This window comes from Micromonospora humida, from assembly GCF_016901255.1.
Lineage (GTDB): Bacteria > Actinomycetota > Actinomycetes > Mycobacteriales > Micromonosporaceae > Micromonospora > Micromonospora wenchangensis.
This window is the reverse complement of sequence record NZ_JAFEUC010000012.1, coordinates 113725-139946: the sequence shown is the minus strand read 5'-3', so window position 1 is coordinate 139946 and position 26222 is coordinate 113725. Positions and strand designations below refer to the sequence as shown.

At 74.6% G+C, this 26222-nt stretch carries 22 protein-coding genes; 9 read left to right on the top strand and 13 right to left on the bottom strand.

Annotated features, from left to right (window positions below; all coding sequences use genetic code 11):
• Positions 1-34: 34 nt before the first annotated feature.
• From JQX11_RS23120 to JQX11_RS23100, 5 genes are read right to left on the bottom strand one after another with little or no spacing between them, the layout of a single operon-like run.
• The gene (locus JQX11_RS23120) at positions 35-733 is read right to left on the bottom strand and encodes an NUDIX hydrolase (protein ID WP_204927066.1); all 699 of its coding nucleotides are present in this window, start codon (positions 731-733) and stop codon (positions 35-37) included.
• A 28-nt stretch (positions 734-761) separates the two neighbouring features.
• Positions 762-1373, bottom strand: a complete 612-nt coding sequence (locus JQX11_RS23115; RefSeq protein WP_204927065.1) for a TlpA family protein disulfide reductase — start codon at positions 1371-1373, stop codon at positions 762-764.
• Positions 1370-2158, bottom strand: a complete 789-nt coding sequence (gene nth, locus JQX11_RS23110; RefSeq protein ID WP_204927064.1) for an endonuclease III — start codon at positions 2156-2158, stop codon at positions 1370-1372. The genes JQX11_RS23115 and nth overlap by 4 nt, the downstream gene beginning before the upstream one ends.
• Positions 2159-2209: 51 nt before the next feature.
• Positions 2210-3367, bottom strand: coding sequence for a CapA family protein (locus tag JQX11_RS23105; RefSeq protein ID WP_204927063.1), 1158 nt, complete (start codon positions 3365-3367; stop codon positions 2210-2212).
• A gap of 57 nt (positions 3368-3424) precedes the next feature.
• Entirely contained in the window at positions 3425-4090 is a 666-nt protein-coding gene (locus JQX11_RS23100) for an adenosylcobinamide amidohydrolase (RefSeq protein WP_204927062.1), read from the bottom strand.
• A gap of 219 nt (positions 4091-4309) precedes the next feature.
• On the opposite strand from JQX11_RS23100, the gene JQX11_RS23095 reads away from it, so the two are divergent.
• From JQX11_RS23095 to JQX11_RS23060, 8 genes are all read left to right on the top strand, one after another.
• Complete coding sequence (locus tag JQX11_RS23095) at positions 4310-4987, top strand: Crp/Fnr family transcriptional regulator (RefSeq protein ID WP_067306583.1); 678 nt, start codon at positions 4310-4312, stop codon at positions 4985-4987.
• 166 nt (positions 4988-5153) lie between these two features.
• A complete protein-coding gene (locus JQX11_RS23090; RefSeq protein ID WP_204927061.1) occupies positions 5154-5897 on the top strand; it encodes a metallophosphoesterase family protein in 744 nt (247 codons plus the stop codon).
• Between the two features lie 116 nt (positions 5898-6013).
• Positions 6014-6664: a TetR/AcrR family transcriptional regulator gene (locus JQX11_RS23085; protein WP_204927060.1), complete on the top strand. Its 651-nt coding sequence runs from the start codon at positions 6014-6016 to the stop codon at positions 6662-6664.
• Positions 6665-6832: 168 nt separating this feature from the next.
• Positions 6833-8542 carry an acyclic terpene utilization AtuA family protein gene (locus JQX11_RS23080; RefSeq protein WP_204927150.1) on the top strand — a complete coding sequence of 570 codons (1710 nt, stop codon included), beginning with the start codon at positions 6833-6835 and terminating at the stop codon, positions 8540-8542.
• Positions 8539-9735: an acyl-CoA dehydrogenase family protein gene (locus JQX11_RS23075; RefSeq protein ID WP_204927059.1), complete on the top strand. Its 1197-nt coding sequence runs from the start codon at positions 8539-8541 to the stop codon at positions 9733-9735. The genes JQX11_RS23080 and JQX11_RS23075 overlap by 4 nt, the downstream gene beginning before the upstream one ends.
• Before the next feature lie 58 nt (positions 9736-9793).
• Entirely contained in the window at positions 9794-11395 is a 1602-nt protein-coding gene (locus JQX11_RS23070) for an acyl-CoA carboxylase subunit beta (protein WP_204927058.1), read from the top strand.
• A 9-nt stretch (positions 11396-11404) separates the two neighbouring features.
• Complete coding sequence (locus JQX11_RS23065) at positions 11405-13411, top strand: ATP-binding protein (RefSeq protein WP_204927057.1); 2007 nt, start codon at positions 11405-11407, stop codon at positions 13409-13411.
• Positions 13408-14571 (top strand): acyl-CoA dehydrogenase family protein, encoded by a 1164-nt coding sequence (locus JQX11_RS23060; protein ID WP_204927056.1) that lies wholly within the window; start codon positions 13408-13410, stop codon positions 14569-14571. Before JQX11_RS23065 ends, JQX11_RS23060 begins: the two co-directional genes overlap by 4 nt.
• Before the next feature lie 33 nt (positions 14572-14604).
• On the opposite strand, the gene JQX11_RS23055 is transcribed toward JQX11_RS23060, so the two are convergent.
• The 3 genes from JQX11_RS23055 to JQX11_RS23045 all read right to left on the bottom strand — a co-directional run bounded on the left by JQX11_RS23055 (position 14605) and on the right by JQX11_RS23045 (position 18552).
• Positions 14605-15645, bottom strand: a complete 1041-nt coding sequence (locus JQX11_RS23055) for a hypothetical protein (RefSeq protein WP_204927055.1) — start codon at positions 15643-15645, stop codon at positions 14605-14607.
• Positions 15642-16583 (bottom strand): transporter substrate-binding domain-containing protein, encoded by a 942-nt coding sequence (locus JQX11_RS23050; RefSeq protein WP_204927054.1) that lies wholly within the window; start codon positions 16581-16583, stop codon positions 15642-15644. Before JQX11_RS23050 ends, JQX11_RS23055 begins: the two co-directional genes overlap by 4 nt.
• A 175-nt stretch (positions 16584-16758) precedes the next feature.
• Positions 16759-18552, bottom strand: coding sequence for an alpha/beta hydrolase (locus JQX11_RS23045; protein WP_204927053.1), 1794 nt, complete (start codon positions 18550-18552; stop codon positions 16759-16761).
• 129 nt (positions 18553-18681) lie between these two features.
• Between JQX11_RS23045 and JQX11_RS23040 the strand changes: the two genes are divergently transcribed.
• A complete protein-coding gene (locus JQX11_RS23040) occupies positions 18682-19008 on the top strand; it encodes a hypothetical protein (RefSeq protein ID WP_204927052.1) in 327 nt (108 codons plus the stop codon).
• Here the strand turns inward: JQX11_RS23040 and JQX11_RS23035 are convergent.
• From JQX11_RS23035 to JQX11_RS23015, 5 genes are all read right to left on the bottom strand, one after another.
• Complete coding sequence (locus JQX11_RS23035) at positions 18995-20551, bottom strand: serine/threonine-protein kinase (RefSeq protein WP_204927051.1); 1557 nt, start codon at positions 20549-20551, stop codon at positions 18995-18997. The genes JQX11_RS23040 and JQX11_RS23035 overlap by 14 nt on opposite strands.
• A 30-nt stretch (positions 20552-20581) precedes the next feature.
• Positions 20582-21100, bottom strand: coding sequence for a hypothetical protein (locus JQX11_RS23030; protein ID WP_204927050.1), 519 nt, complete (start codon positions 21098-21100; stop codon positions 20582-20584).
• Positions 21101-21263: 163 nt separating this feature from the next.
• Entirely contained in the window at positions 21264-24839 is a 3576-nt protein-coding gene (locus JQX11_RS23025) for an adenylate/guanylate cyclase domain-containing protein (RefSeq protein WP_204927049.1), read from the bottom strand.
• Entirely contained in the window at positions 24836-25636 is an 801-nt protein-coding gene (locus JQX11_RS23020) for an MBL fold metallo-hydrolase (RefSeq protein WP_204927048.1), read from the bottom strand. Before JQX11_RS23020 ends, JQX11_RS23025 begins: the two co-directional genes overlap by 4 nt.
• A 123-nt stretch (positions 25637-25759) precedes the next feature.
• The gene (locus JQX11_RS23015) at positions 25760-26221 is read right to left on the bottom strand and encodes a RidA family protein (RefSeq protein WP_088643832.1); all 462 of its coding nucleotides are present in this window, start codon (positions 26219-26221) and stop codon (positions 25760-25762) included.
• Position 26222: the final 1 nt, after the last annotated feature.

The following is a 26222-nucleotide window of genomic DNA, read 5'->3' as shown; positions in this document are numbered from 1 at the left end:
ACCCGTGCGGCGTCGCGGCTGCGGAACGTGACGGTCAGGTCAGCGGGCCGGCCAGTTCGTCGGCCCTGTCGGTGCCGGCGGAGGGGGCCGGGGTGGCGCCGGTCGGCGGCAGGTCGACCACCCGCGACCGGGGCCACGGGCGGGTCCACCCGGCCATCTCCAGCAGCGCGGCGAGCACCCCGGCGGTGAAGCCCCAGACCAGCATCCCCCGGACGGAGAACGCCGGGCCGGTCCAGCCGCTGGGGTGGCGGACCAGCATCCGGTTGGCCGGGTCGACCAGTTCGGCGACGGGCAGCCGGGCGACGTGCGCCACCTCGGCCGGTTCCCGGGGGTGCACCGGGTGCGGGCTGTGCCACCAGGCCAGCACCGGGGTGACCACGAACTCGCTGACCGGGATCCAGAGCCTGGGCAGTTCGGCGAGGACGGTCACGCTGGCCGGGTCGAGGTCGACCTCCTCGTTGGCCTCGCGCAGCGCGGTGGCCCGCGCGTCGGCGTCCCCCGGGTCGGCCGCGCCGCCGGGGAAGGCCGGCTGGCCGGCGTGGTTGCGCAGGGTGGCGGCCCGCTGCAGGACCAGCACGTCGGGCCCGACACCGGGTTCCTCGCCGAGCAGCACCAGCACCGCGCTCTCCCGGCCGCCCTGCTCGGGGGTGGTCAGCCGGGTGAAGTCCTCGGCCCGGGCGGTGCCGAGCCGGCCCAGCAGCGGATCGAACCAGGACGGCGGACGGCGGTTCATCGGGTCGACCCGGCACCGACGGTCGGCCTCACGCGGGCACCACCAGGCCGAGGTGCCGGCGGACGAGGTCGGCGAGGCGGGCGTCGTCGAGCGCGCCGGAGGTGTCGGTGTGCCTGATCCGCCCCTGCGCGTCCACCAGCAGGGTCAGCGGCACCGCCGTGCGGCGCAGCTCCCGTTGCAGGGCCTCGCCCTGGTCGAACAGGACCGGGAAGCGGATGCCGAAGTCCTCGCCGACGGCCTGTGCGCCGTCCCGGCTGTCCCGGCTGTTCACCCCGATCACCTGGAGCTGGCCGGCGGCGCGGACGCTGAGCCGCTGGAAGGCCGGCAGTTCCTTGCGGCAGGGCGGGCACCAGGAGGCCCACACGTTGATCACGGCCGGGCCGTGGATGTCGCGCAGCTGCACCGGGGCTCCGCCGGTGAAGCAGGAGAGCACCAGTTCGGGCAGCGGGCTGCCGGCGGCGGACCCGGTCGGCGCGGGGGTGGAGCCGGGCGCGGTGGTGAGGGTGGCGCAGTCGGCGAACGGCGACGGGCGGGCGGCGCGGGTGGGGCCGGCGGCGGGGCCCTCCCCGCCGGTGGTGGCGGTGCAGCCGGCGAGCGCCAGCAGCACCGGGACGAGCAGTGCGGCGAACCGGGGTTTCACGGTGCCTCCGCGGCGGCGGCCTGCGCCGGCACCAGCTCCGGGTCGACCCCGGCGGCGACCGCGAGGTCCCGGGCGCGGGGGCCCTTGAGCAGTTTGGCGGCGGCGGCCGGCTCGGTCGGCCCGAGCCCGTACGACGGGCAGAGCCGGGTCAGGGTGCACGCCCCACAGGCGGGCTTGCGGGCGTGGCAGACCCGTCGGCCGTGGAAGATGATCCGGTGGGAGAGCATGGTCCACTCCCGCTTCGGGAACATCGCCCCGATCTCATGTTCGATCTTGACCGGATCGGTCTGGATGGTCAGCCCCCACCGCTGCACCAGCCGCTGGAAGTGGGTGTCGACGGTGATCCCCGGGACGTCGAAGGCGTTGCCCAGGATGACGTTGGCCGTCTTGCGGCCGATCCCGGGCAGCGTCACCAGGTCGGTCAGCCGGCCGGGGACCCGGCCGTCGTACCGCTCGGTCAGGGCCTGCCCGAGCTTGATCAGCGAGTCGGTCTTGTTGCGGTAGAACCCGGTCGGCCGGATCAGCTCCTCCAGCTCGCCCCGGTCGGCCCCGGCGTAGTCGGCCGCCGTCGGGTAGCGGGCGAACAGCTTCGGGGTGACCTCGTTGACCTTCTTGTCGGTGCACTGCGCGGAGAGGATCGTGGCGACGGCCAGCTCCAACGCGGTGGTGTGGTCGAGTTCGCAGTGGGCGTCCGGGTGCGCCTCGGTCAGCGCCCGGCCGATCCGCCGGGCGCGCCGGGTACGGCCGAGTTCCGTTTCGACCCGGCCGGGAGAGCTGATGGTCACGCCGGCCAGCCTACGTCGCCGCCCCGACGGGCCGCCGGAGCACGCCCCCGGTCAGCCGGCGTCGGGCGGGCTGATCTTCCCCTTGCCGTCGAACCGGGCGGCGGTACGCGGGAAGTCGTTGGTGCTGAGCTGCTTGACCAGGCCGAGCCCCTGCCCGGCGGGGTCCATCCCCGGCTTGCCCACCGAACTCATCCGGGTGGAGGTGAACGAGCCACCGGCGAAGCTGCCGTCGGGCTTGAGCGACACCTTCAGCACCCCGCCCCAGCCGAGCCGGCCGGTCGGGTTGAGCGACCGGGCGCCCCCGGCGAAGTTGCCCAGGCTGTACGCGATCAGCCGGCCCTGGTAGAACTCCATCCCGCGCAGCACGTGCGGGCCGTGCCCGACGATCAGGTCGGCCCCGGCGTCGATCATGGCGTGGGAGAACTTCACCGGATCGCCCCGGTTCTCGCCGAGGAACATCTCGGTGCCCGGACGGACCCGGGTCTTGTCCGACCCCTCGCCGCCCATGTGCACCTGCACCACGACCAGGTCGGCCATCGTGGCGGCCTTCTCGACGACCCCCTTGGCGGCGTCGATGTCGACCAGGCTGTTGGACCACGGGTACGACGAGAAACCGGCCACCGCGACCTTCACCCCCTCGACCTCGACCACGGTGATCTGGTCGGGTGCGCCGGTGTGCTTGAGGCCGTGCTTCTCCAGCGCCTGCTGGGTGTTCTCGTAGCCCTGCGGGCCGAAGTCGTAGCCGTGGTTGTTGGCCTGGTTGAGCAGCTGGAACCCGGCGTCGGCGAGGTGGCCGGCGTACTCCGGCGGCACCCGGAACTGGTAGCAGTTGCTGGAGTTCGCGCCGCACTTGCCGGTGCCGGTGTCGGTGGTGAGCGGCTCCTCCAGGTTGCCCATCACGAGGTCGGCCTTGAGCGCGCCCTTGACCTCGTCGAAGAAGCCCTTGCCGCCGTTGGCGGGCAGCCGGGACGGAGCCATCCCCATGACGATGTCCCCGGTCGCCGACAGGGTGATCGCCTCGGTCTTGTCGGCCGCCCCGGTGGTCGGCACCGGGGAACCGGTGGTGCCACCGCCGCCGCCCGGCCGCCAGACCGGGTCCGGGCTGTCGGACGACTGGCCGCAGCCGGCGAGGAGCACGGTGAGCAGCGCGCCGCAGGCGAGCGCGACGCGGCGGCGGGGACGGGGCTGGAGGAAGGCGGCAGAGTACATCGCCCGCGACGCTACCGGGTGGCGAATCGACCGACGACGGGCCGATCGGACGGAAGTTCAGCCCGTCCGCCGCTGCGACCACGGGACGCAGGGCACCGCGCCGCCGTCCCGCACGGCCGCGTGGACGGCGCGGGCGAGCGGCGCGCCCCAGGTCGACCGGGGTCCGCCGTAGGGCTCGACCGGGTCGCCCGTCGGGCAGAGCACGGTGACCGCGTCGGTGGGCGTGCCGGTGCCCGGCAGGCCCAGTTCCCCGATCGCCTGGCACTTCGCCTCGGTGGCGGTGGCCACGGCGTTCACCAGTGCCGCGTCGCCGAGCGCCGTCGGCACGTACACCACGATGTTGACCGTGCCCACCCGCTGCGCCGGGGCGTGGGCGGGGTCGGGGGCGGCGGCCCACAGGGGGGTGCCGAGGCCGACGGTGGCCCAGGCCCGGACCCCGGTGTCGGTCCGGGTCACCACCTCGGCGACGTCGACGCCGGTGAGCAGGCCGACCCCGGGCCCGTCGAGGTCGAACCGGTCGGCGAGCGCGGCCAGGTGGGCCGCCGGGTCGTCCCGGTGGTACGACATCGGCACGGTCGCGTTGACCACCCAGTTGCGCGGGCCGACGCCGCCACCGAGCGGGCCGGAGCTGACCGCCCGCAGCGGGGCGTCGGCCCGCCACACGAGCACCGGAATGTCCCACCCGTCCTCGGGGCGGTGGGTCAGCACCGGGTCGCTCAGCACCCGGACACCCTACGACCGGCGGTGGCCGACCCGGTGACCAGGTGGTTCGGGCGGACGATCATAGTGCCCGACCGCGTCGGCGAGGTTACGCCCAACGATCAAGATTCCAGGGGTGCAGCTCTGATTCGTCCTCACATGCGCCTAGACTTGGCGGCGCGCGAGGGATCAGCGGACGGCGGACCCGGCCGAGGGACGGCAACGCGCAACCGGAGGTGCGCGATGGACGAGGTACTGGCCCGCAGCGGGATCTTCCAGGGTGTCGACCCGGAGGCTGCCGAGGCGCTCGCCAAGGAGATGGAGACGATCGACGTCCGCAAGGGCGAGATCGTGTTCAACGAGGGCGAGCCCGGCGACAGTCTCTACATCCTCCTGTCAGGCAAGATCAAGGTCGGGCGGCGGGCAGCCGACGGCCGGCAGAACCTGATCGCGGTGATGGGCCCGTCGGACATGGTCGGTGAGCTGTCGCTCTTCGACCCCGGCCCGCGTACGGCCACCGCCACCGCGGTCACCGACACCCGCCTGGTCCGGCTGCGCAAGCAGGCGCTGCGGCCCTGGCTGAACAACCGGCCCGAGATCGCCGAGCAGCTGCTGCGGGTGCTCGCCCGCAGGCTGCGCCGGACGAACGACTCGCTGGCCGACCTGATCTTCACCGACGTACCGGGCCGGGTCGCCAAGAACCTGCTCCAGATGGCCGGCCGGTTCGGCACCCGCGACGGCGGCGTGCTGCGGGTGACCCACGACCTGACCCAGGAGGAGATCGCCCAGCTCGTCGGCGCCTCCCGGGAGACGGTCAACAAGGCGCTCGCCGACTTCGCCTCGCGGGGCTGGCTGCGGCTGGACGGCAAGAGCATCATCATCCTCGACCCGGAGCGCCTCGCCCGCCGCGCCCGGGTCTGACCGGCACCGCCTCACCGTCCGAGCCAGGACCGCCCCCGCCGGCGGCCCTGGCTCGTCGGCATTCCGGCCCGATTCCACCCGCCCCGGTCGACCGGTCGGCGACGGCCCGCTCTGCCCGGCGCAGAATCCCTCGACAACCCGCTCCGCCGGGCGCGACCCTGGACCGGTGCTGGAACGTGTAGCGGTGCTCTCCGACGTCCACGGCGCGTTGCCCGCGCTGGGGGTGGTGCTGGCCGAGCCGGAGGTGGCCGCCGCCGACCTGATCGTGGTCACCGGTGACGTGGCGGCCGGCCCGCAGCCGGTCGAGGTGCTGGACCTGCTGACCGGGCTGGGTGACCGGGTCCGCTGGGTACGCGGCAACGCCGACCGGGAGCTGGTGCAGGCCCGCGCCGGCCACCCGTCGGAGCACGACGTCTCGAACTGGGCGGCCGACCAGCTCCGGGCCGACCAGGTGGCCCTGCTGGCCGCGCTGCCACTGACGCTCACCCTCCCGGTCGCCGGCCTCGGCCCGGTGCTCTTCTGCCACGCCACGCCCCGCGACGACGAGGAGGTGGTGCTGGTCGACTCCCGGCCGGCCCGCTGGGCCGAGGTGTTCGCCGGGCTGCCCCCGCAGGTGCGCACCGTGGTCTGCGGGCACACCCACATGCCGTTCACCCGGCTGGTCGACCGCCGGCTGGTGGTCAATCCGGGCAGCGTGGGCATGCCGTACGGCGGGCCGGGGGCGTACTGGGCGCTACTCGGCCCGGGGGTGCAGCTGCGCCGTACGGGGTTCGACGTCGACGCGGCCTGTGCCCGGGTCGCCGCCGGGTCGGGCTATCCGGACGCCGCCGCCTGGGCGGACGAGTACCTGCGCTCCCGGCACAGCGACCTCGACGCGCTCACCGCCTTCGCCCCGCGCGACGGCCGCTGACCGGCTCCCGGCGCCGGACCAGCGACCGGCACGGACCGACGGCACCGGCCGAGGTCACCCCGGAGCCTAAAAAAGTCAGGCTTGACTGTTTGTTTCGGTGGCGGCACGCTGTTCCCGTGTCCACCCCGTCGACCCGCGTCCCGCAGCAGGAACGCAGCCGCGCCACCCAGGCCCGGCTGCTGGAGGCGACTGTCGACTGTCTGGTGCGGTACGGCTGGTCGGGCACCACCACGACCGTGGTCGCCGCCCACGCCGGTGTCTCCCGGGGCGCCCAACTGCACCACTACCCCACCAAGGCGGCCCTGGTCACCGCCGCCGTCGCCCACCTCGCCGAGCGACGCGCCGAGGAGCTACGCGTCGAGGCCGAGGCGCTGCCGGTCGGGCCGCAACGCCTCGACCGCGTGGTCGACCTGCTCGGTGTCGCCTTCACCGGGCCGCTCTTCGTCGCCGCGCTGGAGCTGTGGGTGGCCGCCCGCACCGACCCCGAGCTGCGCGACGCGCTGGTGCCGCTGGAGGCGCGGGTCGGTCGGGAGATGCACCGGCTCACCGTGGCGCTGCTCGACGTGGACGAGCGCCGCCCCGGCGTCCGCGAGGCCGTGCAGGCCACCCTCGACCTGCTACGCGGGCTCGGCGTGGCCAACCTGCTCAACGACGACTCGGCCCGGCGCACCGCGCTGCTGCGCACCTGGAAACACCAGCTCGCCACCCTGCTCGCCCCCGGGACGGCACCGGCACCGGACCAGCCCCACGACGCCGACCCGACCTGACCCGTACTCACCGGCCCACCCGACCGGAGGCACCATGGTCGACCCGACCGCACCGCCCGTCTACCCGACCGACGGATCCGACCAGCCCGACGCGCCGCCCGCCGGGGCGTGGCCGCGTCCGGCCCCCGGCCGGACGATCCGCGCGAACGCGGCCGGGACGGCCGCCCGGTGACCGGGGTGCTGCGGGTCGGCAACGCCTCCGGATTCTACGGCGACCGGTCCACCGCCTGGCGGGAGATGCTCGACGGCGGCGAGCTGGACGTGCTGACCGGCGACTACCTGGCCGAGCTGACCATGCTGATCCTCGGCCGGGACCGGCTGCGCGACCCCGGTCTCGGCTATGCGAAGACCTTCCTCCGCCAGCTCGAAGGGTGTCTCGGCACCGCCCTCGACCGGGGGGTACGGATCGTCACCAACGCGGGCGGGCTGAACCCGGCCGGGCTGGCCGCCGCGATCGGCGCGCTCGCCGACCGGCTCGGCCTCGCCGTCCGGGTCGCCCACGTCGAGGGTGACGCCCTGGCCCGGCCCGACGCGCTCACCGCCAACGCCTACCTCGGCGCGTTCGGCATCGCCGCCTGCCTCGACGCCGGGGCGGACATCGTGGTCACCGGCCGGGTCACCGACGCCTCGCTGGCGGTCGGGCCGGCCATCGCCCGGTTCGGCTGGGGGCGCGACGACCTGGACGCGCTGGCCGGGGCGACCGTCGCCGGGCACCTGATCGAGTGCGGGGCGCAGGCCACCGGGGGCAACTTCAGCTTCTTCACCGAGCTGCCCGACGGCGGTCACCGGCCCGGCTTCCCGATCGTCGAGATCCACCCGGACGGCTCGTCCGTGCTCACCAAGCACCCCGGCACCGGCGGCGCGGTCACCGTCGAGACGGTCACCGCCCAACTGGTGTACGAGGTGGGCGGCCCCGACTACCTCGGCCCGGACGTGGTGACCCGGCTGGACACGGTGAGGCTGCACCCGGACGGGCCGGACCGGGTCCGGGTGGACGGGGTCCGGGGCACACCACCGCCGGACACCCTCAAGGTGGGCGTCAACAACCTGGGCGGCTTCCGCAACGCGATGACGTTCGTACTCTGCGGGTTGGACGTCCCGGCCAAGGCCGCCCTGGTCCGGGGGCAGATCGAGGCGGCGGTCGGTGCGGACGGGCTGGAGTTCACGCTGGCCCGTACCGACCACGTCGACGCGGTCGACACCGAGACGGCGAGCGCGCTGCTGCACGTACACCTGCGTGACGGTGACCGGGCGCGGGCCGGGCGGGCGTTCTCGGCGGCGGCGGTGGAACTGGCCCTCGCCTCCTACCCCGGCTGCACGCTGACCACCCTGCCCGGCGACGCCACCCCGTACGGGGTCTTCACCGCCGACGCGGTGCCGCAGGCCGACGTGCCGCACGTGGCCGTCCTGCCCGACGGCACCCGGCTGCCGGTTCCCCCGCCGCCACGGACGGTGGCACCGGCGGTGGCCGGTCCGACGTCCGGCACGGCGGGCCCGACCCCGGTGGCCGGGCCGACCCGGCGGGGGCCGTTGGGTGAGCTGGTCGGGGCGCGGTCGGGCGACAAGGGTGGCGACGCCAACCTCGGCGTCTGGGCGCGTACCGACGCGACCTGGGAGTGGCTGCGTGGGTGGCTGACCGTCGACCGGCTGGCCGAGCTGCTGCCGGAGGCGGCCGCGTCGACCGTCGAGCGGTACGAGCTGCCGAACCTGCGGGCGGTCAACTTCGTGATCCGGGGACTGCTCGGGCCGGGGGTGGCCGCCTCCACCCGGTTCGACCCGCAGGCCAAGGCGCTCGGCGAACTGCTCCGCTCCCGCATCGTCGACCTGCCCGCCGCCCTCACCCCCGGACCGCCGGCAGTCGGGGAGGCGGACCGGTGACCATCGTGGACACCCCGGAGCGGCGGCAGTTACGGGAGTTGACCAGGGCCTTCGTGACCCGGGAGGTGCTGCCGCACCTGGCCGACTGGGAACGGGCCGGCGAGGTGCCGCGCGCGCTGCACGCCACCGCCGCGAAGCTCGGCCTGCTCGGCGTCGGCTTCCCCGAGTCGGTCGGCGGCAGCGGCGGCGACCTGCTCGACTCGATCGTGGTCACCGAGGAGATCATCCGCTCCGGCGGCTCGTCCGGGCTGGTCGCGGCGCTGTTCACGCACGGCATCGCGCTGCCGCACATCGTCGCGGCGGCCGGCGGGCGGACCGGCGGCACGCTCGGTGGGCGGCTCGCCGCCCGCCGGTCCGCCGCCGACGATCCCCTGGTCAACCGGTACGTCCGGCCGACGCTGGCGGGCGAGCTGATCGGCGCGTTGGCGATCACCGAACCGGACGCCGGCTCCGACGTCGCCGCGATCCGCACCACCGCCCGCCGCGACGGCGACCACTACCTGGTCAACGGTTCGAAGACGTACGTGACCAGCGGGGTACGCGCCGACTTCGTCACCACCGCGGTCTGCGGCGACTTCCCCGGCAGCGGGTCGCTGCACCTGCTGGTGATCGACAAGGGCACCCCCGGGTTCACCGTCGGCCGGAAGCTGGACAAGCTCGGCTGGCACTGCTCGGACACCGCCGAGTTGTCCTTCGTGGACGTGCGGGTGCCGGTGGGCAACCGGATCGGCGAGGAGGACACCGGCTTCCTGGCGATCATGCAGGGCTTCGCCGCCGAGCGGCTCTCCCTGGCCACCCAGGCGTACGCGACGGCGCAGCGCTGCGTGGAGCTTTCGACCCGGTGGTGCCGGGACCGGTCCACGTTCGGTCGTCCGCTGGCCAGCCGGCAACTGGTCCGGCACCGGCTGGCCGAGATGCACACCCGCGCCGAGGCGGCCCGCGCGTACGTGCACCAGGTGGCCGCCCGGGTGGCGGCCGGCGAGCCGGTGGTGACCGAGGTGGCGATGGCGAAGAACGTCGCGGTGGCCGCCTGCGACCAGGTGGTCGACGCCGCGCTGCAACTGCACGGCGGCTTCGGCTACCTGCGCGACGCCGAGGTGGAGCGGCACTACCGGGACGCCCGCATCCTCGGCATCGGCGGCGGCACCACCGAGATCATGAACGAGATCATCGCGAAGGGCCTGGGCCTGTGAGCGCGAGGAGTGAGCCGGGTTTGCGAGCCCCGCAGTCGCGAACGAACGGGGGAGATCTGTGACGACACTGGAGAGTGCGGTCGATCCGGCCGCGCCGGCCTTCGTGGCCAACCGGGACGCGCTGCGGGAACGTCTCGCCGAGCTGGACGCCGCGCTCGACCAGGCGCGGGCCGGCGGCGGCGAGAAGTACGTGGCCCGGCACCACCGGCGCGGCAAGCTGCTGCCCCGGGAGCGGATCGAGTTGCTGCTGGACCGGGACAGCCCGTTCCTGGAGTTGTCGCCGGTCGCCGGGTACGGCAGCGACTTCCCGGTCGGGGCGAGCGTGGTCACCGGCATCGGCGTCGTCGAGGGCGTCGAGTGCCTGGTCGTCGCCAACGATCCGACGGTACGCGGCGGCGCGGTGAACCCGTGGTCGCTGGCGAAGACCCGACGGGCCGGCGAGATCGCCCTGGCGAACCGGCTGCCGATGGTCAACCTGGTGGAGAGCGCCGGGGCGGACCTGCCCACCCAGGCGGAGATCTTCATTCCGGGCGGTCGGGTGTTCCGCGACCTGACCCGGCTCTCCGCCGCCGGGATCCCCACGGTCAGCGTGGTCTTCGGCAACGCCACCGCCGGTGGCGCGTACGTGCCGGGGATGTCCGACCACGTGATCATGATCCGGGACCGGTCGCAGGTCTACCTGGCCGGGCCGCCGCTGGTGAGGATGGCCACCGGCGAGGTCACCGACGACGAGTCGCTCGGCGGCGCGGCGATGCACGCCGGCACGTCCGGCCTCGCCGACCAGCTCGCCGAGGACGAGCGGGACGGTATCCGGCTGGCCCGGCGGTGCGTACGCCGGTTCAACTGGCGCAAGCATGGTCCACCGCCGCGCGACCCGGCACCCCGACCGCCGAGGTACGACCCGGAGGAGCTGCTCGGCATCGTCAGCGCCGACCTGAAGGTGCCGTTCGACCCGCGTGAGGTGCTGGCCCGGGTGCTCGACGGCAGCGAGTTCGACGAGTTCAAGCCGGCGTACGGCACCGCGCTGGTCACCGGCTGGGGCGAACTGCACGGCTACCCGGTGGGGGTGCTGGCGAACGCCCGGGGGGTGCTGTTCAGCGCGGAGGCGCAGAAGGCGGCCCAGTTCATCCAGCTCGCCAACGCCACCGACACCCCGCTGGTCTTCCTGCAGAACACCACCGGCTACATGGTCGGCACCGAGTACGAGCAGCGCGGCATCATCAAGCACGGCGCCCTGATGATCAACGCGGTGGCGAACTCGACGGTGCCGCACCTGACGGTCAACCTGGGTGCCTCGTACGGGGCCGGCAACTACGGCATGTGCGGCCGGGCGTACGAGCCGAGGTTCCTGTTCACCTGGCCGAACGCGAAGTCGGCGGTGATGGGTCCGGCGCAGTTGGCCGGGGTGCTGTCGATCGTGGCCCGGCAGGCCGCCGCCGCCCGGGGCCGGGACTACGACGAGGAGTCCGACGCGGCGATGCGGATGATGGTCGAGCAGCAGATCGAGTCGCAGTCGGGGGCGCTGTTCCTGTCCGGCCGGCTCTACGACGACGGGGTGATCGACCCCCGGGACACCCGTACCGTCCTCGGGCTCTGCCTGTCGGCGATCCACAACGCACCGGTGAAGGGCGCCGACGGCTTCGGCGTCTTCCGGATGTAGGGGGCACAGGTGATTCAGAAGCTCTTGGTGGCCAACCGGGGGGAGATCGCCCGGCGGGTCTTCACCACCTGCCGGGCGCTCGGCGTGGCGACGGTCGCCGTGCACTCCGACGCCGATGCCGACGCGCCGTACGTGGCCGAGGCCGACGAGGCGGTCCGGCTACCGGGGAACACGCCCGTCGAGACGTACCTGCGGATCGGGTCGATCCTGGACGCGGCCCGGCGCACCGGCGCGGACGCCGTCCACCCGGGTTACGGCTTCCTCGCCGAGCACGCCGGGTTCGCGGCGGCGGTGACCGACGCGGGCCTGACCTGGGTCGGTCCGCCGGCCGGGGCGATCGCGGCGATGGGCGACAAGATCGCCGCGAAGGAGCTGCTGGCCGGCGCGGGCGTGCCGATGCTGCCCACCTGGACCGACGGCGACGAGGTCACCGACTTCCCGGTGCTGGTCAAGGCGTCCGCCGGGGGCGGCGGCCGGGGGATGCGCATCGTCCGCGACCCGGCCGACCTGCCGGCGGCCGTCGACTCGGCGCGCCGCGAGGCCGCCGCCGCGTTCGGCGACGGCACGGTCTTCGTCGAGCGGTACGTCGAACGCGGCAGGCACGTCGAGGTGCAGATCTTCGGCGACACCCACGGTACGGTCGTGGCGCTCGGCGAGCGGGACTGCTCGATCCAGCGGCGGCACCAGAAGATCGTCGAGGAGGCCCCGGCGGTGCTGCCCGACGGGGTGCGGGAGCGGCTGCACGCGGCGGCGGTCGCCGCCGGGCGGGCGGTCGACTACGTCGGGGCGGGGACGGTGGAGTTCCTGCTCGCCCCGGCGGGCGAGTTCTTCTTCCTGGAGATGAACACCCGGCTCCAGGTGGAGCACCCGGTCACCGAGGCGGTCACCGGGCTGGACCTGGTCCGGCTGCAACTACTGGTCGCCGAGGGCGGTGCGTTGCCGGTGCCGGCTACCCCGCCGGCCGACGGCCACGCGATCGAGGTACGGCTGTGCGCGGAGGACCCGACGCAGGGGTTCCGGCCGGCGACCGGCACGCTGCACCGGTTCACGGTGCCCGGGGTGGCCGGCGAGTTCACCCCGACCCGGGGCCTGCGGCTCGATTCGGGGGTGGACACCGGGTCGACGGTGAGCGTGCACTACGACTCGATGCTCGCCAAGCTGGTCGCCTGGGCACCGACCCGGGCGGAGGCGGCCCGGTCGCTCGCCGGGGCGCTGGCCCGCGCCGAGCTGCACGGGGTGGCCACCAACCGGGACCTGCTGGTCCGGGTGCTGCGCAGCGCGGAGTTCGGCGCGGCGCAGGTGGACACCGGGTTCCTGGACGCACACCCCGGGGTTTTCGCGCCGCTGCTGCCGGCCGACCGGCTGCCGGTCGCCGCGCTGGCCGCCGCGTTCGCCGGGGCCGCCGCACGTCGGGCCGCCGCCCCGGTGCTCGCCGGTCTCCCCTCGGGCTGGCGCAACGTGCCGGCCGTCCCCCAGGCCGTCCGGTACGCCACGACGACCGGGGACGAGATCGAGGTGCGCTACCGACTGGACCGGTCCGGCACGCTCGCCGACTGGTCCACCGACCCGGCCGTCGCCGACCCGACGGCCACCGACGCACCGGACGCGCCGCCGGTGGTGGAGCTGGTGACGGCGGCACCGGACCGGGTGCTGCTCGACGTGGCCGGGGTGCGGCGGGTGTTCCGCGTACACCGGGCGGGGTCGGTGGTCTTCGTGGACGGCCCGGGCGGGGCGGCGGAGCTGGCCGAGCTGCCCCGCTTCCCGCTGCCCCGCGCGGCGCTCGCGGTCGGGTCGCTGCTCGCGCCGCTGCCCGGCACGGTGACCCGGGTGCACGTCGGGGCCGGTCAGCGGGTCGCCGCCGGTGACCTGCTGCTGACCCTGGAGGCGATGAAGCTGGAACATCCCGTGCTCGCCCCGACCGACGGTGTGGTCGCCGACCTGCCGGTGCCCGCCGGTGGGCAGGTCGAGACGGGTGCGGTGCTGGCCGTGGTCAACCCCGAGGAGGCACCCCGATGAACTTCGACCTCACCCCCGAGCAGGATCAGCTCCGCGACGCCGTCCGCGCGCTGGGCCGCCGGTACGGCCACTCCTACTTCGTCGAGAAGGCGAAGGCCGGCGAGCACACCACCGAGCTGTGGGACGAGGCCGGTCGGCTCGGCTACCTGGGCGTCAACGTCCCCGCCGAGTACGGCGGTGGCGGTGGCGGCCTCACCGAGCTGGCCATCGTCTGCGAGGAGCTGGCCGCCGCCGGGTGCCCGCTGCTGTTGCTGGTGGTGTCGCCGGCCATCGCCGCCACGGTGATCAACCGGCACGGCACCGAGGAGCAGCGCAAGCGTTTCCTGCCCGGGTTCGCCGACGGCTCGCTGAAGGTGGTCTTCGCGATCACCGAGCCGGAGGCCGGGTCGAACTTCCACCGGCTCGGCACGGTGGCCCGCCGCGACGGCGACGACTGGCTGCTCTCCGGCCGCAAGTGCTACATCTCCGGCGTGGACGAGGCGCAGTACGTGCTGGTGGTGGCGCGTACCGAGGACGCGACGACCGGGAAGCTCAAGCCCGCGCTGTTCGTGGTGCCGACCGACGCGGCGGGGTTGACCCGGTCCAAGCTGGACATGGAGATCGTCTCCCCGGAGAACCAGTTCCTGCTCTACCTGGACGACGTGCGGCTGCCCGCTGACGCGCTGGTCGGCGGGTCGCTGGACGCCGGCCTGCCGGCGCTGTTCGCCGGGCTGAACCCGGAGCGGATCACGGTCGCCGCGATGGGCGTCGGCACCGGCCGGTACGCCATCGAGCGGGCCGCCGACTACACCGCCACCCGCAAGGTCTGGGGTGGGCGGAGCATCGGCGCGCACCAGGGGGTGGCGCATCCGTTGGCGCACGCGGCGGTGCAGGTGGAACTCGCCCGACTGATGATCCATAAGGCAGCCACCCTGTACGACGCGGGCCGTGACCTGGAGGCCGGCGTGGCCGGCAACATGGCCAAGTACGCGGCCGGGGAGGCCGCCGCGCTGGCCGTGGACACCGCCGTGCAGGCCCTCGGCGGGGCCGGCATGACCACCGAGTACGGCGTGGCGACGCTGCTCGGCGCGGTGCGGGCCGGTCGGATCGCCCCGGTCAGCCGGGAGATGATCCTCAACTTCGTCGCCCAGCACGTGCTGGGCCAGGAGAAGTCCTACTGACCCCCTGGGACGGTCACCCGCCGCAGCGCCCGGTCAGTGCACGGCGCGGCAGGCCGCGTCGGTGCGGTGCACCGGGCGCACCCGCCGGCCCAGCCCCTCCAGCAGCGAGTCCTCGACGTGGTAGTCGCGGATGCGCAGCCGGTGCCGGGGCAGCTCCTCCTCGCTGGGGCAGAGCACCTGGGCGCGGACGTCGTCCACCGGCACGTACCGGACGCCGCCGCGTTCCTGCAGCAGCACCATGTTGACGTCGTCCACGGTGACCACGTGCCCCCGGACGTCCTCGGTGACGCCGGGGCTCGACTCCACCGTGGTCACGGTGAGCGGCAGCACCGGGGTGGTGATCACCGGCAGCGCCGCCCAGACCAGCATGGCCAGCACCGCCGCCTCGGTGACCGACGCGAGCGGCCGGATCACCGCCCCGGGCAGCGGGCCGGTCACCGCGAGGGCGAGCAGCGGCGGGGCGACGAGCAGCGCCAGGACGAGCAGTTCCCGTTGCTGCCACGCGTCGACCAGGGTGGGGGCGAGCAGCCACCCGTAACCGCCGAGCAGCGCCACCACGAGCAGCGTCCGGGGCACCACGTGCTCGTGCAGGCGGGCCGGGGTGAGCTGGAAGGCGGCGACGAACGCCGGCAGCAGCAACGGCAGGTAGAGCAGTTGCCAGGTGACCAGGGCGGTGAGGAAGCTCGCCAGCACGAACCAGGCCGGGGTGAGGTCCGCCCAGCGGACGAAGAGCGGGCGGCGCACGGCCGGCGGCATCCGTTCGACGCTGACCCGCAGCACCGCGCCGAGCGCGAAGACCGCGACCAGGCCGGTGGAGAGCAGCCGGGCGGCGGTGGTGAGGAAACCGGCGAGCAGGTTCACCGGCCCGACGTTCGCCACCAGCAGCAGCGTGGTCTGGAGTTCGCCGCCCGCCTCGACGCCGAGGCGCAGCACGGAGAAGATGGCGGGCACGCCGACCACGGCCGTCCAGAACGACTGGCTGGCCCGCGCCCGCCGCTCCACCGCCGGGTCCCAGCCGTCGCGCACGGCGACGGTGGTGGCGCCCAGATCCTGCGGTACGGCCGGGGCGGTCACCGGGTCGGCGCCTTGTCGTCGAAGTCGACCAGTTCCGGCACGTTCAGCGGCTGGGGCTGCGCCTTCTCCGCTTTCAGGTACGGTGCGAGGGACCTGGTGTAGGCGGTGATCCACGGGCTGCTGATCCCGTTGCGGCCCTGCAGGTAGCTCTTCTGCAGGGCGAAGGCGACCAGGTCGCGCAGGGCGGGGTCGCCGATCGGCACCCCGATGCCGAGCAGTTCGCTGGTGCCGAAGGGCATGTCGACGATCTCGAACTCGGTCGGGTAGAGGGAGAGGAACCCGGCGAGGATCGTCTCGTCGGAGCTGACCGCGTCGTAGCGGCCTTCCCGGATGCCCTTGACGCAGTCGCCGACCTCCTTGACCACCAGCGCCTTGACGTCGTGCTTGGCAAGCTCGGCCTCGGTGGTGGAGCCACCGCTGGTGCACACCTTGTAGGTCGGTTCGCGGAGGTCCTCGATGGTGCGGATCTTGTCCCTGAGCCGGGTCGGCACCATCACCTCCTGGGTGGTGACGAAGTACGGCCCGGCGAAGCTGACCAGCTTCTCCCGCTCCTCGGTGATGGAGAAGCTGGAGACCACCAGGTCGACCACGCCGCCCTGGAGGGCGGGGATACGGTCCTCGGTGGTCACCGAGACCCACTCGATGCGCTGGTCACCCTCGTAACCGAGGTAGGAGGCGACGTAGCGGGCGATCTCCACGTCGAAGCCGGAGTGCACGCCGTTGCGCAGCTCGCCCATCAGCGGCTCGGTGGTGGCCACCCCGATCTTGATCTTCGGCTGACCGTCGATGTGCGACTCGCGCAGCTTGTCGCGGACCGAGGGCAGCGACGGTTCACGGCGGTTCTCGCAGCCGGCGGCGGCGGCCAGGGTGAGGGTCAGGGCCACCGCCAGGGTGGTGGTGACCGATCGGACCCGGTGGCGGGCGGAGATGTGGTTCATCGGCGCACCTCGCTGACGGACAGCCTGGGGACACCGAGGGTAGCGGCTCCCGTCCATCTCCGTCGCGCCGCATCGCGGCCCCGGGTCGACCGCCGCGACGTCCACCCGACCGGCCGGAGAGAGAAGCCCGGGGTACGACGGACGACCCGAGCGCCCGTCGTACCCCGGAGTCGGATCAACGCACGGTCAGCGAACCCGCCAGGGGCAGCGGCGCGACCACCGGCGGCAGTCGCTTGGGCGCACCCCGGGCCGGCAACCCGGCGGCGGCCAGCGCGTTCTTGTCGGAGGCGGCCCGCCCGGCCGGCTCCGACGCCCCGACGAACGGCTGCACGTCGCCGACGCAGACGGTGCCCTCGGCCGGCAGCGCCCCGCGCAGCAGGTACGCGTCGATCGCCCCGGTCACACAGGCCGACGTCCCGTATGCGGTGTGGCCCCAACTGTCGCTGCTGAGCAGCCGGCTGTTCGGCAGCAGCCGCGCCGAGGCCACCGCCCCCTGGTAGCTGGTGGCCGGGTCCCAGTAGTTGCCCACCACCAGCACCGGTGCGGCGGTCCGGCGGTTGAACGGCCCGGTCCAGGCGTCGGCGTCGCGGACCGTCCAGGCGTCCCGGGCACACAGCGCGGTGATCCAGGACCAGGGCCGCCCGAAGTACGGTGCCCGCTTGTCCTCCTGGGCACTGAGCGCGGGCCAGTCGGCGAGCTTCCCAGGGTGGTAGGCGTCGGTGCAGTCGACGCCCATGGTCTCCAGCCCGTTGTCGTACGGGAAGTCGAACCGTCGCTGCTCACGGGCCTGTGCGGCGATCCGGCCGAGCGCCGCGCGCGCCCCGGCGAGTCGGGCCGGCGACGCCGACTGCGGGTCGGTGAGGGTGAGCAGAAGTGCGGTGCTGTCCACGATCGGCTCCCAGCCGTAGGGGCTGTAGAGCGCGCTGAGGCTGGCAGCCACGAAGTCGGCGTAGCTGACGGTGAACGGGCCGGCGTCCGGGTCGTCGATCACCACGGGCTTCTGCCGCAGCCGCTTGGCCACCAGATCGTAGGAGGCGACCGGGTCACCGGCGGCGGCGAGGGGGCACGCCTGCGGGCCGGCCCCGGCGCAGCGGGCCAGGATCTCCCGCAACGCCCGGTAGGCGGCATCGGAGCTGCGCAGCCGGGACTCCTGGAGCTGGTCACGCGCCTTACCCTGGCCGACCCAGGCGGCCGGGTTGAGCACCCCGTCGACGGCGACCGCGCGGACCCGGTCCGGGAACATGTTCGCGTAGTACTGGCCCAGCGCGGTGCCGTAGCTGAAACCGAGGTAACTGAGCTTCTGGTCGCCCACCGCCCGGCGCAGCACGTCCATGTCCCGGGCCACCTCGGCGGTGGACATCGCCGAGGTCAACGGCCGACCGGTGGTCGAACACGCCTGGCCGACCGCCTTCGCCGACTTCAGGTACGCCTTCTCCTCGGCCTTCGTCCACGGGAAGGCGACGTTCAGACCGGCGTACGCCCGGGTCTGCTCCTTCACCGACGGGAAGCACCGGACGTTGGTGCTGGCGGCGACGCCGCGCGGGTCGACACCGACGATGTCGAACCGGTCGAGCAGGTCGTCGCCGAGGAAGGACGGCGCGGCCAGCGCGATGTCGGTGCCCGAGCCACCCGGGCCGCCCGGGTTGAGGAAGAGGCTGCCGATCCGGGCCTGCTGGTCGCGGGCCTTCACCCGGAGCAGGGCGACCTCGGTGGTGGCGCCCTTCGGCTTGTCGTAGTCCAGCGGCAGCGCGACGGTGGCGCACTCGGCGTAGCCGTAGCAGGCGTACCAGTCGAGCTTCGGGGTGGGCACGCTGTCGACGCGCCGGGCCTCGGTGCGGCTGGTCCGATCGGGCACGGCGGGGCGGGTGTGCGGGCTGCCGGGCGCGGCGGCTGCCGGCACGACCGCCATCGTGGTGAGGAGCAGGCCGGCGACGACCGCGGCAGCCAGTGACCGGGTGGTTTGTGGCATGTAGATGCCTTCCGGTGGGATACGGGACGAGTCGAGACGACACCTCGACGTTCGTCACTCTAGGCAGAACGGTCAACCACACTGGGCCGTATGGTTTGACAGCACGCCCGAAAAGGCCATGCTTGTCAGGTGAGGCGATTCCTGAGGCCGGACGCGCGGACCGTGGCGGTGGTCGCGGCGCTGGCGACCGCCGCGGTGGTGGTGGTGCTGGTCTTCCGGCATCCCGCCGGCATCGTGACGGTGGGGTTGGCGCTGCTCGGTGTCCTCTTCGCCACGGTGACCGGCACCGCGCTGGCCGCACTGCGCGAACGCGACGACCGGGAGCGACCGGTCGGGGCGGCCGCCCCGGGCCTGCCGGAGGCCGGCTCGTTCCTCGACGCCGACACCCTCGACGCGCTGGACACCGCGGCGGTGTTGAGCCGGCTGCACCGGATGCGCGAGGTCAGCGACCAGTGAGGGTGGGGGCGACCAGGGCGTTCACGCCCCGCCCGGCGAGACAGCGGTAGGTGCGGTCGAAATCCTTCTCGCCGGGTGGCAGCACTTCGAGCCGCCAGCCGTTGGCGTAGTCGATCCCGCTGGTCAGCCGGAACGTCCGGGCGTTGCACACCGACCGGACGGTCGGGTCGGCGCTGATCGCGTCGTGCCCGGCGGCGGCCAGCGCGGCCGGCAACTGCCCCTCCACGTACGTCTCCCAGGTGTGCCGCCCCTCGCAGGAGACCTGGGCGGCCTCGGCCCGGTCGCCGCGTAGCCGGACGGGGCCGAAGCACTCCAGCACGGGGGCGCACCGGGCGCCGGGCGGCAGGACCGCGGCGGTGCCGTCGGCGGCGCAGCCCGGCAGGGCACCCCAGCGGGCGGCCGGGCTGGACGAGCCGACGGTCGACGGGGCGGCGGTCGGCCCGGCCAGCGGCGGCGCGCCACCGGCGACCCACGCTCCGGCGCTCGCCGAGGCGGCCAGGGCGAGCACCCCTGCGCCGCCGAAGAACCAGCGCCGCCGCCGCCGTGTGCCGTGCGGCACGGTCGGGTGGTCGTCCTGGGACGGAGGGCGGGGGGTGGGCCGCCCGGTGCTCCGTCCGGGTTGGCTGGTGGTCCACCCGAGGGTGTACGGCCCACCGCCGCCGGTGCCCCCGGACGGCCCGCCGGAGACCGGGGCGCCGCTGACCGGGGCGGGAGCCGGATCGACGGGCAGCGCGGTCAGCAGGTCGCGCAGTTCGAGGGCGGAGGGGCGGGCGTCGGGGTCGTTGGACATCCCGGCGCGCAGCACGTCGACCAGTTCGGTGGGCACCCCGGGCAGGTCGGGGATCGGGTGGTGGAACAACTCCAGCACGGTGACCAGGCTCGGGTTGCGCTCGGACTGCCAGCGCGGGGGGCGGCCGGTCATCACCGCGTAGAGGGTGGCGCAGAGGGCGTACACGTCGACGGCCGGTGACGGCGGGCTGTGGTTGAACATCTCCGGCGGGGCGTAGGCCGGGGTGAGCACCTCCAGGGTGACCGAGGCGTCCCGCGCCTCGGCCAGCACGGCCAGCCCGAAGTCGGCGAGCACCGCCGAGTTGAAGTGCGAGTGCAGGATGTTGGCCGGCTTGACGTCGCGGTGCAGCACCCCGGCCGCGTGGGAGTGGGCCAGCGCGTCGGCGATCTTGATGCCGAGGTCACGGGTCTCGGACGCGTCGAGCGGCGAGGTCCGCATCCGTTCGGCGTACGACCCGTCGCACAACTCCATGATCAGGTAGGGGTGCTGGTCGACTGTCACCCCGACGTCGAAGAGGTCGACCACGTGCGGGTGCGAGGACATCCGCCCGGCCGCCCGCGCCTCCCGCAGGAACCGGGCCTGGTCGCGTTCGTTGTCCAGGGTGCGGTTCTCCACCTTGACGGCGACCTCCCGACCGACGGAGATCTGGGTGGCCCGGTAGACGGTGGCGTAGCCACCCCGGGCAAAGACCTGCAAGTCGGTCAGACCGGGCACATTGGGCAGCCGGAGGGCGCCGGGCGGGGTCTCGGTCACGGCTCGAAAATACCCGTTCCGCCGGGGCGCTCAGCGGTCCGTACCGGCGGCGGTGGCCGGACCGGCGGCGGCCGACCGGCTCGTCGTGCCCCCGGATACGCCACTGACCTGCGACGGTGTCGAGTTGGGAGCGCTACCGTCCCCACCTGCTGATCGACGGGCGTCGAAGCGCAGGCCGAGCGCCGTCGCCACCGCGCCCGCACCCTCCCACAACGCCACCCCGATGAACCGGTCCGGTGCCACGTCGGCCAGCACGGTCAGCGTGAAGACGGTGAAGGTGACCAGCCGGAACACCACTGTGAACCGGTAGAACGCCCGCCACTCGGTCGCCACCGCCAACAGGTAGTAGACGCCCATGTTGAACGAGGCCATCGAGGACGCGGTGAGGAACGTGCCGGTGTAGTCGCCGGGTGCCCGGGTCGCCGGCACCTCGAAGCCGAGCATCCGCAGCTGCGCCTCCGGCCACACCAGTCCGAGCGCGCCGAGCAGCACCGCCAGCACCCCGAAGACCGCGATCGTCCAACCGGCGCCCGAACGCGGCAACCTCATCCTGCCCCCCACCCGACGGCGCGACCGGCACCGAGGGGCGGTCGCGTGAAGTGACACGCTAACCGTCCCGGCCGACAGGCGCACATCCCCGGAACCGACAGACCTGCCGTCCGCCGACGACCGCAGCCCGGCGGCCCACCGCCGGCACCCGCCGACGTCCCGGTCAGACCCCGTCGGCCAGCCGGGCCGCCAGGGCGTCGGCGCTGGCCCGTTCGCTGCGCTGCTCGGTGGCGTACGCCAGCCGCACCGCCTCCTGCGCGCTGGCCGCCGCCTCCACCGGGTGGCCGCACGCCGCCAACGCCTCGGCCAGCACCCCGGCGCCGATCACCTGGCTGCGGACGTCCTCCGCCGGGGCGGCGACCGCCCGCCGGGCCCAGTCCAACGCCTGCTCCGACTGGCCGTGGGCGAGCAGCGCGGAAGCGTACCGGGCGAGGGTCTGCCGGCGGGAGAACAGCAGGGTCGGCGTCTTCGCGGCGGTCGTCGCCACCGGGGCGAGCAACCCGACCGCGGTGGCCGGGTCACCGGCGGCGAGCCGGGCGGTGGCGAGCAGCACCCGGGGCGCGGCCTGCGCCGGTGCCTGCGGGTTGTGCGGTTCGACGGCGGTCAGCACCGCACGGGCGTCCCGCTCGGCGGTCTCGCAGTCGCCCATGTCCAACGCCACGAAGCCGCGCAGCGTGCCGGCCATCCCGGTCAGCAGCGGGTGCGAGGTCCGCCCGGCGTACGCGAGGGCGTCGGTGAACAGGTCGGCGGCGTGCTCCGGCTCGCCCAGCCCCCGCGCCACCACCCCCCGGACGACCAGGGCGAACCCGCGCCCCCAGTCGTCGGAGACGGCGGCGAAGTCCCGGTACGCCCGGCGGGCCGACCGGTCCGCCTCGGCCACCTCGCCCATCTCCGCCCCGGCGAACGCCTCGACCGCGCGCAGCGTGCCCACCGCCCACGCCTCGCCGACCCGTTCCCCGAACGGCAGGAAGATCCCGGCCAGCCGGCAGGCCTCCCCCAGTCGGCCGGCCAGCAGCCGGGCGAAGGCGGTGGTGCCGCGCAGCCAGGCCCGCCCGTACGGGTCCTTCAGCTCGGCGAAGAGCCGGGCGGCCCGACCGAGCACCGCGTCGGTGCCGGCGAAGTCCCCCCGGGTGGTGGTGACCCAGGCGAGGTTCTGCAACGCCCACGCCTGCCCGCGCAGGTCCTTCGCGGCGAGGCTGATCTGGTAGGAGGCGGCGAGGCGGCTGCTCGCCTGCCCGAGCCGGCCGGCGACGAAGTCGGCCATCCCGAGCCGGCGCATCGCCGAGGCCCGCAGGTTGGTCACCTCCCCGGCGGTGGCCACCTGCAACGCCTCCTGCCAGCAGGCCACCGCGCGGGCCTGGTCGCCCTGGGTCTGCTGGGCCTGACCGGCGAGCAGCAGGGCGCTGGCCCGGGTGCCGGCGTCGTCACCGGCGTTGGCGGCGATCTTCTCGGCGAAGGCGAGCGCGTCACCGACCCGGCCCACCTGGAGCAACGCCCGCGCGTGCACCACCCGGTCGGCCGGGGGCAGCCCGTCGCGGGCCAGGTCGGCGGCGCGTTCGGCGTACTCGACGGCCAGCGCCGGCTCGCCGGCCTGCAACGCCCGGCGGGCGGCCCGGCCCAGCGCGGCCACCCCGAGCCCGGCGACCGTCCGGGCCGGCGAGTCCGGGCGGAGCTTCACCGCGTCGGCGAGGACGGCGGCCCGCTCGACCTGCTCGGCCACGAAGTCGTCGCGGGCCGCGTCGGTGAACCCGCCCGGCGGGGCGACCGACGCGCCGGGGACCCCGGTCGCCCAGCGGGCCAGCGCGGCGTGCCGTTCGGCGAGTTCGGCCTTGCTCACCCCGGCGTAGGCGGCCTCCCGCATCAGCGGGGTGGCGAACGCGAACCCGCTGCGGGTGCGGTGCAGCATCCGGCGTTGCAGCAGCTCCTCCACGGCCCGTTCCAGCTCGACGGCGGCCACCGCGCCGGGCCGGCCGGCGGGCCCGGACCGTTGCTCACGCAGTGCCTCCAACGCGCCGGTGGGCACCACGTCGCCGACCACGGCGGCGTCCCGCAGCACAGACCGGGCCTCCGGCGGGAGCGCGTCGATGCGGGCGGCGAGCACGGCGGCGAGGTCCCGGGAGAGCAGCCGGCTGCCCAGCGACCCGGGCACCAGCCGCCAGCCGCCGTCGGGACCGGCGGTCAACGCTCCCCGTTCCCGCAGCAGGGTGACCAGTTCGGCCAGGTAGAAGGCGTTTCCCTGGGCGGTGGCGAGCAGCCGGTCGGCGTCGGCCTGGGGCAGCCTGCCGCCGTTGAGATAGCTGGTGAGCAGGCGGGAGGCGTCCGCGCCGCGCAGCGGCGGCAGCGGTTGCACCTCGGCGTCGGCGATCCAGGTCAACGCCCCGGCGGTCCGGACCAGCTCCGGGCGGCCCAGCAGCATCACCAGGACCGGGCCGGTGAGCCGGGACAGCGTCGCGCCGAGGGCGGCGATCGTCTCGCCGGTGGCGTCGTGCAGGTCGTCGACCACGATCACCAGCGGCGCCTCGGCGGCCAGGGCGCTGAGCAGCCCGGCCACCGCGACCGGCACCGCCTCGGCGTCGGCGGCCGGCGGGGTGGTCCCCCAGCCGCCCTGTTCACCGGGGCTGCCGGCGGGCAGTTCGGCGTACCCGAGCAGGGCCAGGAGCTGGTCACCGGCGAGCGGTGGCGCATCGGCGCGCAGCCGGCCGAGCCGCTGGGCGAGCCGGCGCAGCCGTTCCTCCACGGCCGGCCGGGTGAGCGCGGTGGAGGTGTCGCTGGGCAGGCCGACGGCGGCCCGGACCAGGTCGGCCAGCGGGGCCAGCCGACGCCGTTCGCCGAAGGCGGCGCAGCGTACCGAGAGCACCCGGGCCCCGCTGTGGGCGGCGTACCGGCCCGCGCCGACGTCGTAGCCGGCGGCGAGGCGTTCCACCTCGGCGGCGAACCGGGACTTGCCGATCCCCGCCTCGGCGGTCATCAGCAGCACCCGGGGTTCGCCCCGGTCGATCACCTCGGCGAGCCGGCCGGCGACCCGGCCGATCTCGGTCTCCCGCCCCACGAAGGGCGCCTCGTCGCCGAGCCCCGACCGGGTGCCCGGGGCGTCGAGCAGGCCCAGCAGCTCGTACGCCTCGACCGGCTCGCGCTTGCCCTTGAGCCGCAGCGGGCGCAGCACCCGCCAAGAGGCGACGTGCCGGGTGGCCGACGAGGTACGGGCACCGGCGTAGATCGCGCCGACGGCGGCGGCGTCGGCCAGCCGGGCGGCGGTGTTCACCGTGTCCCCGATGACCGTGTACTCGATGGCGGCCTGGATGCCGGCGATCACGTCGCCGGTGTTCAGCCCGACCCGCAGGCCGAGCGGTGCGCCGCCGCCGCGTTCGTCGTCGAGCACCCGGCGCACGGCCCGCTGCATCGACAGGGCGGCCCGCACGGCCCGCTCGGCGTCGTCCTCGTGGGCCACGGGCGCGCCGAAGACCGCCATGATGCCGTCGCCGGTGAGCTTGTCGACGTGCCCGCCGAACGTCTTCACCGCGCCGGCGAGCGCGGCGAGCACCCGGTCGGTGACCGCGCCGACGCGTTCCGGGTCGAGGTCCTCCGACCAGGAGGTGAACTCGGACAGGTCGCCGAAGAGCACGGTGACGACCCGGCGTTCGGCGGTCGGCAGGCCGGCGGCGGCCGGCAGCGCCGCCCCGCAGTTGTGGCAGAACCGCGCGCCCGGGACGGCGAGCGTGCCGCACACCGGGCAGGTCACGGCTGCTCCACTCCCAGGTACTCCAGTTGGGCGCGGACGGACCACTCGGCGGCCCACCACAGCGACCGGTCCACGTCCGCGTAGACGGTCGCCACCACCTCGGGTGCGGTGCGCGCGCCCGCGTCGACGGCGGCCCGGACCTGGTCGAGCCGGGCCCGGCGGTGGGCGAGGTAGAAGTCGGCCGCCGCGCCGCAGTCGGCGAGCGCCGGGCCATGGCCGGGCAGCGCCGGGATTCCCTGGTACGCGGACAGCCGCTCCAGGCTGGTGAGGTAGTCGCCGAGGTGGCCGTCGGGGTGGGCGACGACGGTGGTGCCCCGGCCGAGGATGGTGTCCCCGGTCAGCACCACCCGCTCGGTGCCGTACGACACCAGCAGGCAGACCGAGTCGGCGGTGTGCCCGGGGGTGGCGATCAGGTCGATGCCCAGCCCGTACCCGTCGAGCTGCCCGGCGGCCCCGGTCAGCGGGTCCCCGCCGAGGGTGTGCGCCGGGTCGACGGCGAGCACGGGGACCCCGTCGAGCAGGTCGCTCAGCCGGGGGGCGCCCTCGGTGTGGTCGGGGTGCCCGTGGGTGATCAGCACGAGCCCGACCGGGCCGGACGCGGCCACGGCGGCCAGGTGCCCCTCGTCGGCCGGGCCGGGGTCGACGACGACCGCCCGGGCCGCGTCGGGGGCGCGCAGCAGCCAGGTGTTGGTGCCCTCCAGGGTCATCGGCCCCGGGTTGGGGGCACGCAGCAACGTCACCCACTGCGGCAGCCGGTCGGCCGGTGCGGCCGGCGGTGCCGTCACATGCCCGGTCATGGCTGCGATCGTACGACCCTGTGCGCCACTCCCCGCGATCTTGCCGAACCGGCCCACTGGTTTGTGGTCCTTCACGGCTTTCGACCGACCGGTCGGGTCAGCTCGCGGGGAGTGGCGACGCGGTCAGGCCACCTCGACGATCAACTCGATCTCGACCGGGGCGTCCAGCGGCAGCTCGGCCACCCCGACGGCGGAGCGGGCGTGCCGGCCGGCCTCCCCGAAGACCGCGCCGAGCAGGTCCGAGGCTCCGTTGATCACGGCCGGCTGGCCGTGGAAGCCCGGCGCCGAGGCCACGAAGCCGGTCAGCTTCACGATCTTGACGATGTTCTCCAGGCCGACCAGCGAGTCGACGGCGGCGAGGGCGTTCAGCGCGCACCGCTCGGCGAGGTCCTTGGCCTGCTCGGGCGAGACACCCGCGCCGACCTGGCCGGTGGCGAGCAGCTTCCCCTCGGCCACCGGCAGCTGACCGGAGACGTAGACGTGCTGACCGGACTGCACGGCCGGCACGTAGCTGGCCACCGGCGGCACCACGTCGGGCAGGGCCAGGCCGAGCTCGGCCAGCTTGGCGTGGGGTCCGTTGCTCATC